12 protein-coding genes are annotated in these 16,003 nt (G+C 65.5%); 2 read left to right on the plus strand and 10 right to left on the minus strand.

All coding sequences use genetic code 11. From position 1 onward, the window contains the following. Nucleotides 1-2 precede the first annotated feature (2 nt). Nucleotides 3-1,382: an HlyC/CorC family transporter gene (locus Q0330_RS05620; RefSeq protein WP_299475708.1), complete on the plus strand. Its 1,380-nt coding sequence runs from the start codon at nucleotides 3-5 to the stop codon at nucleotides 1,380-1,382. A 5-nt stretch (nucleotides 1,383-1,387) separates the two neighbouring features. On the opposite strand, the gene Q0330_RS05625 is transcribed toward Q0330_RS05620, so the two are convergent. Together Q0330_RS05625 and Q0330_RS05630 are read right to left on the minus strand one after the other, a co-directional pair. Continuing rightward, nucleotides 1,388-3,061, minus strand: coding sequence for a methyltransferase domain-containing protein (locus tag Q0330_RS05625; RefSeq protein WP_299475711.1), 1,674 nt, complete (start codon nucleotides 3,059-3,061; stop codon nucleotides 1,388-1,390). Nucleotides 3,062-3,098: 37 nt separating this feature from the next. Continuing rightward, the gene (locus Q0330_RS05630) at nucleotides 3,099-4,913 is read right to left on the minus strand and encodes an ATP-binding cassette domain-containing protein (protein ID WP_299475714.1); all 1,815 of its coding nucleotides are present in this window, start codon (nucleotides 4,911-4,913) and stop codon (nucleotides 3,099-3,101) included. A 112-nt stretch (nucleotides 4,914-5,025) separates the two neighbouring features. Between Q0330_RS05630 and Q0330_RS05635 the strand changes: the two genes are divergently transcribed. Continuing rightward, entirely contained in the window at nucleotides 5,026-5,961 is a 936-nt protein-coding gene (locus Q0330_RS05635; RefSeq protein ID WP_299475717.1) for a nucleoside hydrolase, read from the plus strand. Between the two features lie 4 nt (nucleotides 5,962-5,965). Here the strand turns inward: Q0330_RS05635 and Q0330_RS05640 are convergent, their stop codons facing one another. The 8 genes from Q0330_RS05640 to Q0330_RS05675 all read right to left on the minus strand — a co-directional run bounded on the left by Q0330_RS05640 (nucleotide 5,966) and on the right by Q0330_RS05675 (nucleotide 15,879). After that, on the minus strand, nucleotides 5,966-6,697 hold the full coding sequence (locus Q0330_RS05640) for an OmpH family outer membrane protein (protein WP_299475720.1): 732 nt from the start codon (nucleotides 6,695-6,697) through the stop codon (nucleotides 5,966-5,968). Between the two features lie 41 nt (nucleotides 6,698-6,738). Then, nucleotides 6,739-9,081, minus strand: coding sequence for an outer membrane protein assembly factor BamA (gene bamA, locus Q0330_RS05645; RefSeq protein ID WP_299475723.1), 2,343 nt, complete (start codon nucleotides 9,079-9,081; stop codon nucleotides 6,739-6,741). A gap of 103 nt (nucleotides 9,082-9,184) precedes the next feature. Then, entirely contained in the window at nucleotides 9,185-10,504 is a 1,320-nt protein-coding gene (rseP, locus tag Q0330_RS05650) for an RIP metalloprotease RseP (protein WP_299475726.1), read from the minus strand. A 17-nt stretch (nucleotides 10,505-10,521) separates the two neighbouring features. Next, the gene (gene dxr, locus Q0330_RS05655; protein WP_299475729.1) at nucleotides 10,522-11,703 is read right to left on the minus strand and encodes a 1-deoxy-D-xylulose-5-phosphate reductoisomerase; all 1,182 of its coding nucleotides are present in this window, start codon (nucleotides 11,701-11,703) and stop codon (nucleotides 10,522-10,524) included. A 4-nt stretch (nucleotides 11,704-11,707) separates the two neighbouring features. Next, nucleotides 11,708-12,580, minus strand: coding sequence for a phosphatidate cytidylyltransferase (locus Q0330_RS05660; RefSeq protein WP_299475732.1), 873 nt, complete (start codon nucleotides 12,578-12,580; stop codon nucleotides 11,708-11,710). Beyond that, nucleotides 12,577-13,305, minus strand: a complete 729-nt coding sequence (gene uppS, locus Q0330_RS05665; RefSeq protein ID WP_299475735.1) for a polyprenyl diphosphate synthase — start codon at nucleotides 13,303-13,305, stop codon at nucleotides 12,577-12,579. Before uppS ends, Q0330_RS05660 begins: the two co-directional genes overlap by 4 nt. Beyond that, nucleotides 13,305-13,868, minus strand: a complete 564-nt coding sequence (gene frr / locus Q0330_RS05670) for a ribosome recycling factor (RefSeq protein ID WP_299475738.1) — start codon at nucleotides 13,866-13,868, stop codon at nucleotides 13,305-13,307. Before frr ends, uppS begins: the two co-directional genes overlap by 1 nt. 91 nt (nucleotides 13,869-13,959) lie before the next feature. Next, entirely contained in the window at nucleotides 13,960-15,879 is a 1,920-nt protein-coding gene (locus tag Q0330_RS05675) for a potassium transporter Kup (protein ID WP_299475741.1), read from the minus strand. Between the last annotated feature and the right edge of the window lie 124 nt (nucleotides 15,880-16,003).

The raw sequence follows: 16,003 nt of genomic DNA on the forward strand, positions 1-16,003 counted from the left end.
TCATGATGACCTTACTGCCCTATCTTACCGCCGCCGCTGCCCAGACAGCCGATGCCCCCGTTCCGCAAGACGGCGGGCCAAGCACGCTTGTCTGGACCTTCGGCATCGCCATCCTGTTCCTGCTGATCGGCTCGGCCTTCTTCTCGGGTTCGGAAACCGCACTCACTGCCGCCAGCCGCGCCAAGCTGCGCAACCGCGCCGACAAGGGCGATACCGGTGCCGAGACCGCCCTCGCCCTGACCCGCGACAGCGACCGGCTGATCGGGGCGATCCTGCTGGGCAACAATGTCATGAACATCCTCTCGGCCTCGCTGGCGACGGCGCTGTTCACGACGCTGTTCGGTTCCCACGGGGTGGCCGTCGCGACAATGGTGATGACGGTTCTGGTGCTGATCTTCGCCGAGGTGATGCCCAAAACCTATGCCATCGCCAATCCGGAATCGCTGGCCTCGGTCGTGGCGCGTCCGATGTCGCTGGTGATGAAGGTGCTGTCGCCCATCGTCATGGTGGTGCGCGCCTTCGTGCGCGCCATCCTGCGGCTGTTCGGGCTACAGACCGATCCCGATGCGAACATGTTCTCGGTCCATGAGGAAATCGCCGGTGCCCTGACCATCGGCCACGAATCCGGCACGGTCGAGAAAGAGGATCGCGACCGTCTGCTGGGCGCGCTCGATCTCGGCAATCGCAGCGTCGAGGAGATCATGAAGCACCGCTCGGAGATCCAGATGATCGACGCCGCGCTCGATCCGGCGGCGATCCTCGACGCGGTGCTGTCCAGCCCCCATACCCGCCTGCCGGTCTATAAGGGCGAGCGCGAGAACGTGGTCGGCGTCATCCATGCCAAGGACGTGCTGCGCGCGATCCACAAATCCGCCTATGACGGCGAAGGCGACGCCGCCGATGCGGTGCGCGATTTCGACGTGATGTCGGTGGCGATGAAGCCCTATTTCGTGCCCGAGACCACGGCGCTGGATGAACAGATGCGGGCCTTCCTCAAGCGGCGTTCGCATTTCGCGCTTGTCGTCGATGAATACGGCGCGCTGCGCGGGCTGATCACGCTGGAAGACATCATCGAGGAAATCGTGGGCGAGATCGCCGACGAACACGACACCGAGGCCGCCCATGACCTGAAACCCGGACCGGGCGGCGATTACCTGATCGACGGGGCGATGACGATCCGCGACCTCAACCGCGCGCTCGACTGGAGTCTGCCCGACGAGGAGGCCAATACCGTCGCCGGTCTGGTCATCCACATGGCCCAGTCGATCCCGGCGCAGGGACAGGTCTTCTCGTTCCACGGCTATCGCTTCGAGGTCGTGACCCGGAAGGAGAACCGCATCACCAAGCTGCGCATCCGTCCGCTGGCTGGTCCGGCAGAGTAACGGGATCAGCCGGCGGCAAGCGCCTCGACCAAGGCAGGGCTGCGCCGGATTGCATTGGCGAAGATCTCGTCCCGGCGCATCATGAGATCATGATACCAGTCCCGCCGGGCGGCGACCTGCTGGGCCATCATGCGACTGTCTCGCACCTCGGCCCAGGCTGTCGCCGCAACCGGGTTGCGCAAGGCCGGGTCGGCTGCAAGTTCGATCAGCAGGCGCGACCAATCGCCGGGTTCACGGGTGATGAATCCATTCTCGCCATGCCGAATGGTGCCCTCATAGACCGCGGGTGAGCCGATCGCGATGGCCCCGCGGCTCGCAGCCTCAACCCATTTGACATCCGACTTGCCGAGCTCCTCGGGCAGCCCCTCCAGCGGCATCAGGCAGATATCGCAGCGCCCCATCAGGTCGAGATAGCGGTCATATTTCATCCTGCTCAGGAAATTCTTGTTCTCCGCCGGCAGCGCATCGAAAAAGGCGCGGTCATGGACGACCTCGAAACAGGCGTCGGGCAAGGCCGCAATGGACGGCGCGAATTCCGCCGCCAGTTCTGCTGTCCGGCTGCGGTTCAGCGCCCCGAACAGGACCCGCACGGCCCCCGCCCGATGCTGGCGCAGCGGGGGCAGTTGCCCGGCGACATTGGGAAAGAACATGACCTCGGGATTGGATTTCCGAAATTGCTCTGCCAGCGAGGCGGTCGAAGTCTGCACGGCATGGGCAAGCGCGATATTACGCCGGTAAATCTCTGGCGTATCGTCGCGTTTGAGGACACGGGACACCAGCGTCGGATCGTCGTCATATTCGACAATCACCACAATCCCCCGCTTCTGACAGGATGCAACATAGTCCACCAGCCGTTTGGGGTCGGATATGCGCGGTCGTTGCAGCAGCAGGACGCCCCCAGCCGATCCGACGTCCGGAACCTCGTATCGCTTGAAGACGGTAGTCACATGAAGCGAAGGCTCTGCCGACAGCGCTGTCGCGGGAATGCGTGTGCGCACCTCCATCCCCGCCGCGAGTTCGACCTGGTGGAACCGCATTGCCTTCTGAAAGCTGCCATCTTCCTCTGGCCTGGTGGCGACAGAGACGTAATGCGTGACCGCCAGCCTGGATTCCATTTGATCCGACTCGCAGCCGCTGGTCAGGCCGGCCTGCAACATGCCATCGAACCACTGCCGGTCCTGACCTGCCGGCATATGTTGCCGATGTCCGCGCACGCGCCGCAAGGTCAATCCGGCATCGGCCAGCATACCCGCCGCCCCGTCAGGCGTCAGCGCGTCACGCGATACCGCCTTTCCTTCCAGACGAGCACGCATCCGCAACCAGTGCACATCGTTCCGGTAAGAGGTAACGAGATGTCCGCCCGGCCTCATTCGCGCCGAAAGCCGCCCCAGAAGCCGGGCCGGATCGTTCAGGGCGCCAAGCGTTTCATTGATGACGACAAGATCGAACGGCCCGCCAATCCTGGATTTCGGCAATGTCTCGACACGTCCGTCGATGACCGCATCGACAATCTCCGGGTCAGCTGCACCGATGGCCGTAATCCGGGCGGTCGGGTTCAGCAGTCGATAGGCGCGCGCCAGCGCCGGGCCATCGCAGATCAGGACATCGCTGGCGGAGAGCGGCATCAATTCCAGAAGTTCCGGAATGAAGTCCATGTCGTCCGGCCTGTCGTCCTGCATCCATTTCTCTCCGCATCGGATCGCGAGGGGCGCGACCTCAGCCCGCCTTTTCGGCCAGAAGCAGCCATTCTTCCTCGGCTGCGTCAAGCGCCGCCTGACGCTCGGCCAAAGCTTCGGTTGCCTTCTGCGCCTTGGCCGGGGCCTCGGCATAGACCGCCGCGTCCGAGAGGAATTCGGACAGCCTCGCGATCTCGGCCTCCAGCCGCTCGATCAGCGCCGGCAGCGCCTCCAGCCGGTGCTTCTCGGTAAAACTCAGCCCGGATTTCTGCGCCCGCGCGGGCTCGGGCGCCGGTGTCTCGGCGGGGCGCGGCTGTGCGGCACGGGCGGCAATCGGGGCGGCGTCGGGGGCGCGTTGCGCGCGATAATCCGACCACCCGCCGGGATAGATCGTGGCCCGGCCGTCGCCGTCCATCGCCACGGTCGATGTCGCCACGCGGTCGATGAAATCGCGGTCATGGCTGACCAGCAGCACGGTGCCGTCGTAATCGCCCAGGATATCCTGCAGAAGGTCCAGCGTTTCCACGTCCAGATCGTTGGTCGGCTCGTCAAGCACCAGCAGGTTCGAAGGCCGCGCCATGATCCGCGCCAGCAGCAGCCGCGCCTTCTCGCCCCCTGAAAGGCTGCCGACAGGGGCGCGCATCTGCGCATCGTCGAACAGGAAATCCTTCAGATAACCCACGACATGACGCGGCGTGCCGCGCACCATGACCTGATCCGAACGCCCCGACACCGCCATGCCCGGATCGGTGGTCATCGCGTCCCAGAGGCTGAGATCGGGATTGATGGCGCTGCGCGCCTGATCGAAGACCGCGATGTCCAGATTGGTGCCATGGCTGACAGAGCCGGCATCAGGGGCGATCTCGCCGGTCAGCATCTTGATCAGCGTGGTCTTTCCGACCCCGTTCGGGCCGACAAACGCCACCCGGTCGCCGCGCAGAACGCGCAGATCGATAGGTTTCAGGATCGTCCGATCCCCGAAGGATTTCGCGATCCCCTGCGCCTCGATCACCCGCTTGCCCGATTGCGGCCCGGCATCGAGCGCCATCGCCGCCGTGCCCTGACGGCGGATCTGGGCGGCGCGTTCGGCGCGCAGATCCTGCAACGCCCGCACCCGTCCCATATTGCGCTTCCGCCGGGCGCTGATCCCTTCGACGGCCCAACGCGCCTCGGCCTTGATCTTGCGGTCGAGCTTGTGGCGGGCCTCGTCCTCGGCTGCCCAGGTGGTTTCGCGCCATTCCTCGAACGCGTCGAAGCCCTTGTCCTGGCGGCGCACCTCGCCCCGGTCGATCCACAGCGTCGCACGCGTCAGCGCGCGCAGGAAGGCGCGGTCATGGCTGATCAGCACGAAGGCGGCGCGGGTCTGGGACAACTGCTCTTCCAGCCAGCCGATGGCCTCGATATCCAGATGGTTGGTCGGCTCGTCCAGCAGCATCAGGTCCGGCGCCTCGGCCAGAAGCCGTGCCAGCGCCGCCCGCCGCCGTTCCCCGCCCGAGGCGGTCTCGACCGGGCGGGCAGCGTCGAATTTCAGCCCTTCGGCAGCCATCTCGACCCGGTAGGTCTCGCCCGCCGGCAGGCTGGCACTGGCGAAATCGCCAAGCGTGGCAAAGCCCGACAGGTCCGGGTCCTGCTCCATGTAACCGACGCTGATCCCGGCAGGGGTAATGACCTCGCCCCGGTCCGGCTCGACCAGACCCGCCATGACCTTCATCAGCGTCGACTTGCCCGAGCCGTTGCGCCCGACAAGCGCCACCCGGTCGCCCGGCTGGATGGTCATGTTCAAATCGTCGAAGACCGGATTGCCGCCGAAGGTCAGCGAGATATCGGTCAGTTGAAGGATCGGTGCGCGTGCCATGGCGCGCAGTTACCCCTCCGCCCCGGTGCCGTCAATCGGCGCGGGCAAGACACAGCGGCTTGCACCGGCGGCGCAGATGCGCTGATCTGCCCGGAACGCGAAAGGGGGCCGCATGGCACGCAAGATCATCATCGACACCGATCCCGGACAGGATGACGCCGTGGCGATCCTGCTGGCGCTCGCCTCGCCCGAGATCGAGGTGCTGGGCATCACCACCGTGGCCGGCAATGTGCCGCTGCCGCTGACCACGCGCAATGCCCGGCTGATCGTGGGGCTTTGCGGGCGCGAGGTGCCGATCCATGCCGGCAGCGATGCGCCCCTGCAACGCAAGCTGGTCACGGCGGAATATGTCCATGGCAAGACCGGCCTCGACGGGATCGACCTTGGCGAGCCGACCGTGCCGCTGAGTGGCGAGGACGGCGTGGGCTTCATCATCGACACCCTGCGCCGCGAAGCGCCGGGCACGGTCACGCTGGTGCCCATCGGGCCCCTGACCAATATCGCCACCGCCTTCGCCCGCGCCCCCGACATCGTATCGCGCGTCCAGCAGATCGTGCTGATGGGCGGCGCCTATTTCGAGGTCGGCAATGTCACCCCGGCCGCCGAGTTCAACATCTATGTCGATCCCGAAGCGGCGGCGGCGGTCTTTGCCTCGGGCGTCGATCTGGTGGTGATGCCGCTCGACGTGACCCACAAGGCGCTGACCTCGGCCGATTGGGTGGCGGGGATGCGCGCGCTCGGCAACCGCGCCGGTCAGGCCGTGGCCGGCTGGACCGATTTCTTCGAGCGCTACGACCGGGAGAAATACGGCGCTCATGGCGCGCCGCTGCACGACCCCTGCACCATCGCCTTCCTGATCCGGCCCGATCTGTTTTCGGGGCGGCGGATCAATGTCGAGATCGAGACGACAGGCCAGTTCACCACCGGCATGACCGTGGCCGACTGGTGGGGCGTAAGCGGGCGCGCGGCGAATGCGCTGTTCATCCGCGACATCGACCGCGACGGCTTCTTCGCCTTGCTGACGGAACGGATCGCCGCCCTGCCCTGACGCCTCAGGGCGTCGTTTCCGGGCGGCGCGGCGGGGGCATGTCGACCAGTGGGATCGACGCGGCATCGCCCCCGTCATCCGACGCCTCGGCCGGCAGGTCCGGCAGCGCGCCGCCATCGCCAACCTCGGCATTCATCCGTTCGACCAATGCCTCGGTGATATCGACGGCATTGACCGCCACCAGCACTTGCCGACGGTCCAGCACGACGCCCGCCCTGCGGTCCTGCATGATCGCGGCGATCAGCGGCAGCGAGGCTTCCACAAAGGCATTGCGATCCGCTTGCGCACGGTTTCCCAGATCGATCGCCGCCTGCCGCCGCTCGCGGCGGACATTCTGGGCACGGGTATCGAAGGCTTCCGCCCGCGCGCGAAACTCTGCCGGGGTCAGGCCGTCGCGCTCTGCAGCAAGCGCCTGCTCCTCGGAAACGAGCTGATCCTCCATCCGGGCATTCTCGGCCTCTATCTCATAGGCGGCGGCCTCGATATCGCGCTGCGCACGATCACCCCAGTCCGAGGAGACATAGGCCTGATCCACGTCTAGAACCAGCACCGCCAGGGCATGTGGCTCGGCCTGTCCGGAAAGCGTGGTGACGGCGCCTGAACTCGCGGCCTCGGGCAAGGTCGGCATACGACGCCGCTCCTCACCCTCCACCTGCGCCTGAACCTGCGCGATCACCGGCAGATCGGTTGGCGCGGCGGTCTGTGCGGCGCCAATCAACGGCCAGCCGATCAGCATCAGGCCTGATGCAAACCGGACTGTCAGCCGCCGCAATCCCATCAGAACCTGGTCGAGATGGTCAGGTCGAAGTTCTGTTCCTCGTCGTAATCCTCTTTCTCGACCGCTTTCGAGAAGTTCATACGCAAGGGACCGATGGGCGTGGTCCAGAACAGCGAGACACCGACCGCCGCACGAACATGCATGTCATCGTCGATCTCATAGGTGGTGCCATCATAGGCACGCGCCGTCTTCGTATCGAGCCCCCAGATCGAGCCGACATCGGCGAAGACACCGCCGGTCAGGCCATATTCCTCGGGGAAGCCAATCGGAAACTGAGCTTCGGCACGCGCGACCCAGAAATAGTTGCCGCCAAGCGCGTCCTCGTTCGGCGCCACGTTATCGCGCGGCCCGATGCCGTTGGATTCAAACCCGCGTATCCGCTGGCCACCGAAACGGTCGATCACCCGGCTGGACTGATCGTCGAGCATATGGACCGCACCCGCCTCAAGCTCGGCCCTGAGGGTGACGTTGGGACGCCATGCGGTCGATTCGATGCCCGCCGACAGAACCGAGGTGACCGATTTCACATCGCCGCCGACGCCCGCGAAATCCTGGGTAAAGGACAGCTTGGTCGCCGTGCGCGGGTTCAGCCCGACGCGACGGCTGTCATAGCTGTAACGATAGCCAAGCGCCGAGGTGACGCGGCCGCCTTCCTCATCCACGAGGATCGACGACGAGCCGTCGAGTTCGCCCGTCTCCGGGTCCTCAGTGATCGGATCGACATCGCGGATCGTATCCTTGGCAAGCTTGTAATGCAGGTCCAGCCGGCCCGAGGCGGAAACCGGGAACTCGATCCCCGTTTGCAGCCCGACAGAGCGGGTATCGAATTTCGAGTTGTCGTTGTCGGTCTCGCGATACCAGACCCCGAAACTATAGCGCAGATCGCGACCCAGGAAAGCCGGCTCGGCAAAGCTGAGCGCGCCCGAGCGAGAGCCCTTGGTGGTCGACAGGTTGAAGGCAACCTCTTGCCCACGGCCAAGGAAATTCCGCTCTGACAGGCCGAAATTCAGACCGACGCCGGAACTCTTGCCATAGCTGGCGCCGAATTCCAGCGTCCCGGTCGGCTGTTCCTCGACGTTCACATCGACGATGATCTGCTGCGGGCTGGAGCCTTCGCGGGTATCGACCTGCGCATCCGCGAAATAGCCGAGCGCGCGGATGCGTTCAGCCGAGTTGCGGATCTCGCGCGGGTTGAAGGGGTCGCCCTCGACAGTCTGGAACTGACGGCGGATGACCTCGTCCAGCGTCGTGGTATTGCCCTCGATGTCGATCCGCTCGACGAAGACACGCGGGCCACGGGTCAGCGCGAAGGTCAGGTCCAGCGTCTGATTACGCGGGTTGCGGGTCACGCGCGGCTCGATATTGACGAAATCGAGGCCCTGCTGCAGGGCGATGGTCTCCATCCGGCGGATGGTGACATCGACGATCTCGGGCGAATACCAGGCGCCCTGACGGACACGGTTCTGGGCCTCGAAGGCGGCGGCATCGACGCCGGCAATCTCGGACACGGTGGTGACATTGCCAAAGCGATAGCGCGGGCCTTCGGTAATGGCGAAGGTAACGAAATAGGCGTCGCGTTCACGGCTCAGTTCCGGTGCCGCGCCCTGAACCTGAAAATCGGCATAGCCCTGCGAGCGATAGAAATCGGTCAGCAGCTTTTCATCAAGCGCCAGACGCTCGGGGTTGTAGGTATCGGACTGAATGAAGGTGCGCAGGATGCCGGCCTGCTTGGTGGCCAGCACATTGCGCAACCGGCGATCGGAAAAGGCGCGGTTGCCGGTGAAGCCGACACGCTCGATCTCGGTCACATCGCCTTCGCGGACCTCGAAGACCAGATCAACGCGGTTGCCGTTGCGCGGGATGATCTTGGGCGTCACCCGCGCCGCCAGGCGGCCCTGCGCGGAATAGGCCTGAGCAATGGCCGCCGCATCTGCCTCGGCCTGTGCCGGCGAATAGACCCGGCGGGCCTGGGACTGGGTCGCCTCGGCCAGAATATCGTCCTTGATGCGACGGTTGCCCTCGAAACTGATCTGGTTGATCGTCGGCCATTCCTTGACCCGGATCACCAGCGTATTGCCCTGCGGCTGAACCTCGACGCTTTCGAACAGGCCGGAATTCTGCAGGCGTTGCAGCGCGTCGTTCACGTCGCCGGCCGAAACCTCGCCGCCATTCACGATATTGGCGAAGGAGATGATGGTCTCTGGTTCGATCCGCTCATTGCCCTCGATACGAACCTGAGTGAAGACAAAGGCATAGGCCGGTGCCGGCACGGACAAGCTGCCTAGCCCGCCGGCCAGGCCCGCGATCAGCGCCACCGCGCAAGTGCTGCGTTTGATACTCATACTGCCTGCCCCTCACAATTTGGCTTTGGCGCCCTTTAGCACCTATTTTGCTGCCGAATCTACAGGGATCGGGCTGATGGTGTCAAAACCCGATTTGCCTTTCCTAGCAACGCAGATCGTTGCTGAGGCCAAAGAACATCAGTCCGACGACAAGCGCCAGCCCGATGGAGGTCAGCAGGTTCAGCGCCCGGTCCGAAGGCGGACGGCCTGTCACCCCCTCCCAGGCGTAGAAAGCCAGATGCCCGCCATCGAGGACCGGGATCGGCAACAGGTTCAGGAAGCCGATGGCCACCGACAGGACCGAAATCCACCAGATGAAGTTTCCGATCCCCGCATTCGCCGCCTGCCCGGTGCTTTCGGCGATAGAAATGGCGCCGCCGAGGTTGCAACTGCCGATCTGGCCGGTGATCATCGCCCAAAGCCCGCTCAGGCTGCTGGCGATGATGTCCCAGACCTGCGCCAGTCCCATCCACAGCGCCGTGAACGGACCGACCGCATCGACCGCCGGGGCGAAATAGCTGCCGGCGGTGATGCCGATCAGCCAGCGCTTTTCATAGCCGCCGCCGGCAGCGGGAAGGTCCTGTTCCTTCGGCGTCAGGGCGACTTCGGATTCAGTGCCGTCACGCAGAACCCGCAGGTTCAGCGGATTGCCCTGCGCCGCCTCGACCTGGCGGCGGATGGCGTCGAAACGCATCACCGGCTCGTCATTAATCGCGGTGATCACATCGCCGGGCAGCAGACCCGCCGCAGCAGCCGCGCTGCCGGGCGCAACGCCGCCGATGACCGGCGGCACCGGGTCCGGCCCCGGCACGGTGATCTCGCGGCCGTCGCGCAGTACGCGCCAGTCCTGCGAAGGTGCCTCGGGCAGGTCTGCGGCGGCGGTATAGATTTCGCCCCAGACGGCCACCTCATGACCGCCGACGGCCAGAATCCGGTCGCCGGGCTGCAGTTCATTGGTGAAACCGGGGGGCGGTGCCGTCACCGCGCCCACGGTCGGGGTCTCGACCGCGACGCCACGGATCATGATGAAGCCGGCGAAGATCAGCGTCGACAGGATGAAGTTGAAGACCGGCCCCGCCGCCACCGTCGCCACCCGCGCCCAGAGCGGCGCGCCTTCCAGCGTGTGCCGGCGCTGATCGGGGGCGACCTGCTGCCCGGAACCGGCACTGGCGGCATTGCTGTCGCCCAGAAAGCGCACATAGCCGCCAAGCGGGATCGCCGCCACCTGCCAGAGCGTGCCGCGCCTGTCGCGGCGCGAGATCAGCCTTGGACCGAACCCCAGCGAGAAGACCTCGGCCCGGATGCCCGACCAGCGACCGACGATGTAATGGCCGTATTCATGGACGGTGACGATGATCGACAGCGCCAGGATGAAGGCCACCAGCGTCCAGACCCCGCCGCCGAGCCCTGCCAGAAAATCCATATGCCGCTCCTGTTCCTCTATCGCTTGCCGTGTCGCGCGGCCCAGCCGGCCGCCTGCTGGCGGGCCTGCTGGTCCCAGTCCAGCACCGTCGCCAGATCCCCCGGCGATGTGGTGAAACCTGCCCGCGCGGTCAAGATGTCCAGCACCGCCTCGACCGCGTCGGCCATCTCGGTAAAGCGGATGCGCCCGGCCAGAAAATCGTCGAGCGCCTGTTCCTTGGCCCCGTTCAGCACAGCGCCCGCAGCCCCGCCCGCCGCCATCGCCTCTCGGGCGAGGCGCAGGGCCGGCCAGCGGGTCTCGTCCGGGGCGCGGAAGGTCAGGCTGCCAAGCGCGGCCAGATCCAGCCGCGCCACCGGCAGATCGGCGCGTTCGGGCCAGTGCAGCGCATAGCCGATGGCATGGCGCATATCCGGCGCGCCCAGATGCGCCAGCGTGCCGCCGTCGCGATGGCTGACCATGGCGTGAACGATCGATTCCGGGTGAACCAGCACCTTGATCCGCGCCGGATCGACGCCAAAAAACTCCCGCGTTTCAATTAGTTCCAGCGCCTTGTTGAACATCGAGGCGCTGTCGATGGTGATCCGCTGCCCCATGGCCCAGTTCGGATGGGTCGAGGCCTCGGCCACCGTCGCCCCGGCCAGCTTCTCCAGCGGCCAGTCGCGAAAGGCACCGCCCGAGGCGGTGATGGTCACGCTATCGACATGATCGAGGTTTTCAGCACCAAGCGCCTGAAATATCGCAGAATGTTCGGAATCCACCGGCAGGATGCGGGCACCGGTGCGGGCGGCGGTGCCCATGACCAGATGGCCGGCAGCCACCAGCGATTCCTTGTTGGCCAAGGCCAGCGTGCCGCCGCGTTCCAGCACCCGCAGTCCGGGCGGCAGGCCGGCGGCACCGACAATGGCCGAGAGCACCCAATCGGCCGGGCGGTCGGCGGCCTCGACAATCGCGCCGGCACCGGCTGCGACCTTCACCCCCGATCCGGCCAGGGCGGCGCGCAGGTCCTCCAGCAATTCGGGATGGGCGGTCACGGCGATCTCGGCACGCAGCGCGCGGGCCATCCCGGCCAGTCGGGCGATATTGCGTCCGCCGGTCAGCGCGACCACGCGCCAGCGATCCGCCCCGCCCGAGCGCATCAGCAGGTCGAACGCACTTTCCCCGATGGAGCCTGTCGCCCCCAGAACGGAAACGCTGCGCATCCGCTCAGCCCCCGGATACGGGAAAATCGAAGGTCAGAAGATAACCGGCAATCGCAAGCGATATCAGCATCATCGCAAGGAAAGCGCCGGCCATGGCGTCGAAGCGATCCATCACCCCGCCATGCCCGGGGATGAGATCGGAACTGTCCTTGACCCCGACCCGCCGCTTCAACCAGCTTTCCGCGATGTCGCCCATCTGCCCGGCCAGGGCGATGACCGGGGCCAGCAGGACCTGCACCAGATCGAGCCTGCCCACGATCATTTGCAGGATAATGGTGAAGACTAGGGCCCCGATCCAACCGGCGACGGTGCCGCTCCAGGTCTTCTTGGGGCTGATCGCCGGCCAGAACTTCGGACCACCGAAGGCGCGACCGGCGAAATAGCCCATGATATCAGAGATCACGACCACCCCGGCGATCCAGATCACGGCCTCAAGCCCGATCCCCTCGCGCGCGAAGGCAATCCCCGCAGCGGCGCCCATTATCCCGATGAAAAACAGGGCGAACGGCCAGCGATTGCGCGCCACCGAGCCGCGCCAGCCCAGAACGAGCGGCAGTAGCGGCAGCGCATAGGCCCAACGCATCGAATAAAGCACCCCCCCGATCTGCGCGTTCGGCAAAAGCGTGGCACCGGCAAAGGCAAGCCCCGCAAGCGCGCCGGTCAGCCGGGCGTGGCGTTCGTTGCGCGCGTGCTGGTCCAGATGCCCGGTCAGCCGTGCCAGTTCCCAGATCATCAGCCCGACCAGGACAGACAGCCCGATCCGCAGCACGATGCCGGTCGAGATCAGCAGCCCGATGCCAAGCGCCGCCAGCACCACGCCCGAGACGACCCGCGTCTTCAGGTCGGCCCAGTTGCCCTTTGCCGCCCCACCCGTCATGCGCCGCCAAAGCGACGGTCGCGCAGCCCGAAGCGGTCGAGGATCTCGGCCAGGTGATCCGGCGAGAAATCGGGCCAGAGCGTCGGGGTGAATTCATATTCGGCATAGGCCGCCTGCCAGGGCAGGAAATTCGAGGTCCGGGTCTCGCCCGAGGTGCGGATCACCAGATCCGGGTCGGGGATGCCGGCGGTATCGAGGCAATCGGCGAAATCCGCCTCGCTCGGGGTCTCGATGGCACCGCTTGCGATCTTGCGGGCCAGCTTCGCACTGGCGCGCAGGATTTCGTCGCGACCGCCGTAATTGATCGCCACGGTCAGGTTCAGGCGGGTATTGCCGGCGGTGCGCGCCTCGATCCCCGACATCAGCGCCTGCAGTTTCGGGTCCAGCCGCTCGCGCCCGCCGATGAAACGCATCCGCACGCCCTCGGCGGCCAGCCCGTCGGCCTCGCGCTGGATATAGCGGCGGAAGATCTTCATCAGCCCGAGCACTTCCTCGGTCGAGCGCTTCCAGTTCTCGGTCGAGAAGGCATAGACGGTCAGCCAGTTCACGCCCAGATCGGGACAGGCGCGCACGATCTGCTTGACACGCTCGGCCCCGCGCCGATGCCCGACAAGGCGTGGCCAGCCCCGGTTCTGGGCCCAACGCCCATTGCCGTCCATGATGATCGCGACATGGCGGGGGGGCGCGGCATCGCCCGGCTGCGGCGCGGCGTGGAGGGCCATCATCAGACCTGCATGATCTCGGCCTGTTTGACCTCAAGCGCCTCGTCGACCTTGCCGATCATGCGGTTGGTCAGGGCCTGGACCTCTTCTTCCCAGAACTTCTGGTCGTCCTCGGACATGCCGGAACCCTTGGCCTTCTTCACCTGATCCATGCCGTCGCGGCGCACGTTGCGGATGGCGACGCGGGCGTGTTCGGCATATTGGGCGGCGACCTTGGTCAGTTCGCGGCGACGTTCCTCGTTCAGTTCCGGGATCGGCAGCATGATGATGGTGCCGTTCAGCTGCGGATTGATGCCGAGGCCCGATTCGCGGATCGCCTTCTCGGCCTTGCCGACAAGCGCCTTGTCCCAGATGTTGATCGTCACCATGCGCGGCTCGGGCACGTTCACGGTGCCGACCTGATTGATCGGCGTCGGGCTGCCGTAAGCGTCGACCATGATCGGTTCCACCATGCTGGCCGAGGCGCGCCCGGTGCGCAGGCTGCCGAATTCGTGGCGCAGCGATTCCATGGCGCCGTTCATCCGGCGCTCCAGGTCATCGGTATCGATCTCGATCTCGTCGGACATGCCCGTCCCTCTCATCCATTCGTTCGGGCTGTTCTAACCCGTCACAGGGCACATGGCAAAGCCCTATCGCCGGGCTGACACAGCCGTGAGATCAGATGTTCATCTGCTGGCCCAGTTCGACCACGCGGTTCGAGGGCAGCCGATAGAAATTGGTCGGTTCCGCCGCCGAGCGATAGAGGCTGGCGAAAACCCGTCCCTGCCAGCGCGGCATCATGCTGCCCTTGCCGACCCGCAACGAGCGGCGGTTCAGGAAATAGGATGTCGTCATGATGTCGAACCGGTGCCCGAGACGCTTCGCCGCAGCCAGCGCGCGCGGCACATTGGGCTGCTCCATGTAACCGAAGCGCAGCCAGGCCTTCCAGAAGCCGGGGGCGACCTCCTCGATCCGGATCCGCTCCTCGTCGGGCACGCGCGGGGTATTGGCGCTTTCGACGCGGACGATGAAATTGCGCTCGTGCAGGATGCGGTTGTGTTTGAGGTTGTGGATCAGCGCCGGCGGCATGACCGAGATATCGGCGGTCAGGAAGACGGCCGTGCCCTCGACCCGGGTCGGCGGCTTCTCGGCCAGTTTCCGGGCCAGAAAGTCGGTCTCGACGCTTTCGGCGCGGATCCTGGCCTGCAGCCGGCGCATCCCGTCGGTCCAGATCAGCATCAGGGCGATCGCGACGATGGCGAAGGCGATGGGGATATAGCCGCCATCGGCGAATTTCAGGATATTGGCCGAGAAGAAGATCAGCTCGACCCCCAGCACCGGCAGCATGATCCCCAGAACCAGCAGCCAGGACCAGCCCCAGGCCCAGCGGAAGACAATGATGGCAAGGATCGAGGTAATAACCATGTCGCCGGTGACCGCGATCCCGTAGGCATTGGCCAGCCGCGCCGAGGACCCGAAGATCAGCACCAGTGCCACGACCCCGATCAGCAGGATGAAATTCACCCGCGGCATAAAGATCTGGCCGCGTTGCGTGTCCGAGGTGTGCTGAATATCCAGCCGCGGCAGCAGGCCAAGCTGCACCGCCTGCGCGGCGACCGAAAACGCGCCCGAGATCACCGCCTGGCTGGCGATGACCGTGGCCACCGTCGCCAGCACGATCAGCGGCAGGCGGAACCAGTCCGGTGCCATGAGAAAGAAGGGATTGGCCACGGTTTCAGGATGGGCAAGCACCATCGCCCCCTGCCCGAGATAGCTGAGTGCCAGCGCCGGGAAGACCAGAGCCGTCCAGGCAATGCGGATGGCCGAGCGGCCGAAATGGCCCATATCGGCGTAAAGCGCCTCGGCCCCGGTGACAGCGAGGAAGACCGAACCCAGCACCGGCATGGCGGCGAAACCGTAATGCTGGATGAAACCCACCGCCCGCAAAGGGTTCAGCGCCTGCAGAATGCGCGCGTCATCGGCGATATGGCTGATCCCGAGCACCGCCATGACCGTGAACCAGACCAGCATCACCGGCCCGAACAGCCGCGCGATCCGGTCGGTGCCGCCGCGCTGCACCCAGAACAGCGCAAAGACGATGAGCAGCGTCAGCGGCACGACGAAGCGCTGGAACGAGGGCTGGATCAGGGTCAGCCCCTCGACCGCCGACAGGACAGAGATCGCCGGCGTGATCATCGAATCGCCGAAGAACAGCGACACGCCCACGATCCCGACCACCATCAGCAGCATCCGCCGGCGCGGATAAGAGTTGCGCCCGCCAAGCGCACCCTGCGCCTTGGCCACAAGCGACAGGGTGCCGCCCTCGCCATTATTGTCGGCGCGCAGGATCAGGATGACGTATTTGACCGTCACGATCAGCACCACGGTCCAGAACAGCAGCGAAACGATGCCGATGACCGAGGTCTCGGGCAGCCCTTCCTCATGCGCATGAACCAGCGATTCGCGCAGCGCGTAAAGCGGCGAGGTGCCGATATCGCCGTAAACCACGCCCAAACAGGCGAGAACGAGCGCCGCACTGGTTTTCTGGGGAAGATGTGCGTGATCCTGGATCAGGCCAGCGTCATTCGGGTCCGCCATCTGGCTCTCCGCAAATTTTCTGGCGCGGCATATGCGCTCGTGGGGACGCAAAATCAAGATACGCTGAACGAAGGGGCCCATCGCCACGCTTGACCCTGTGGGGGCGCATGATAGCGTCCTTGGA

This window comes from uncultured Paracoccus sp. (genome assembly GCF_937873615.1).
Taxonomy (GTDB): Bacteria; Pseudomonadota; Alphaproteobacteria; order Rhodobacterales; family Rhodobacteraceae; genus Paracoccus.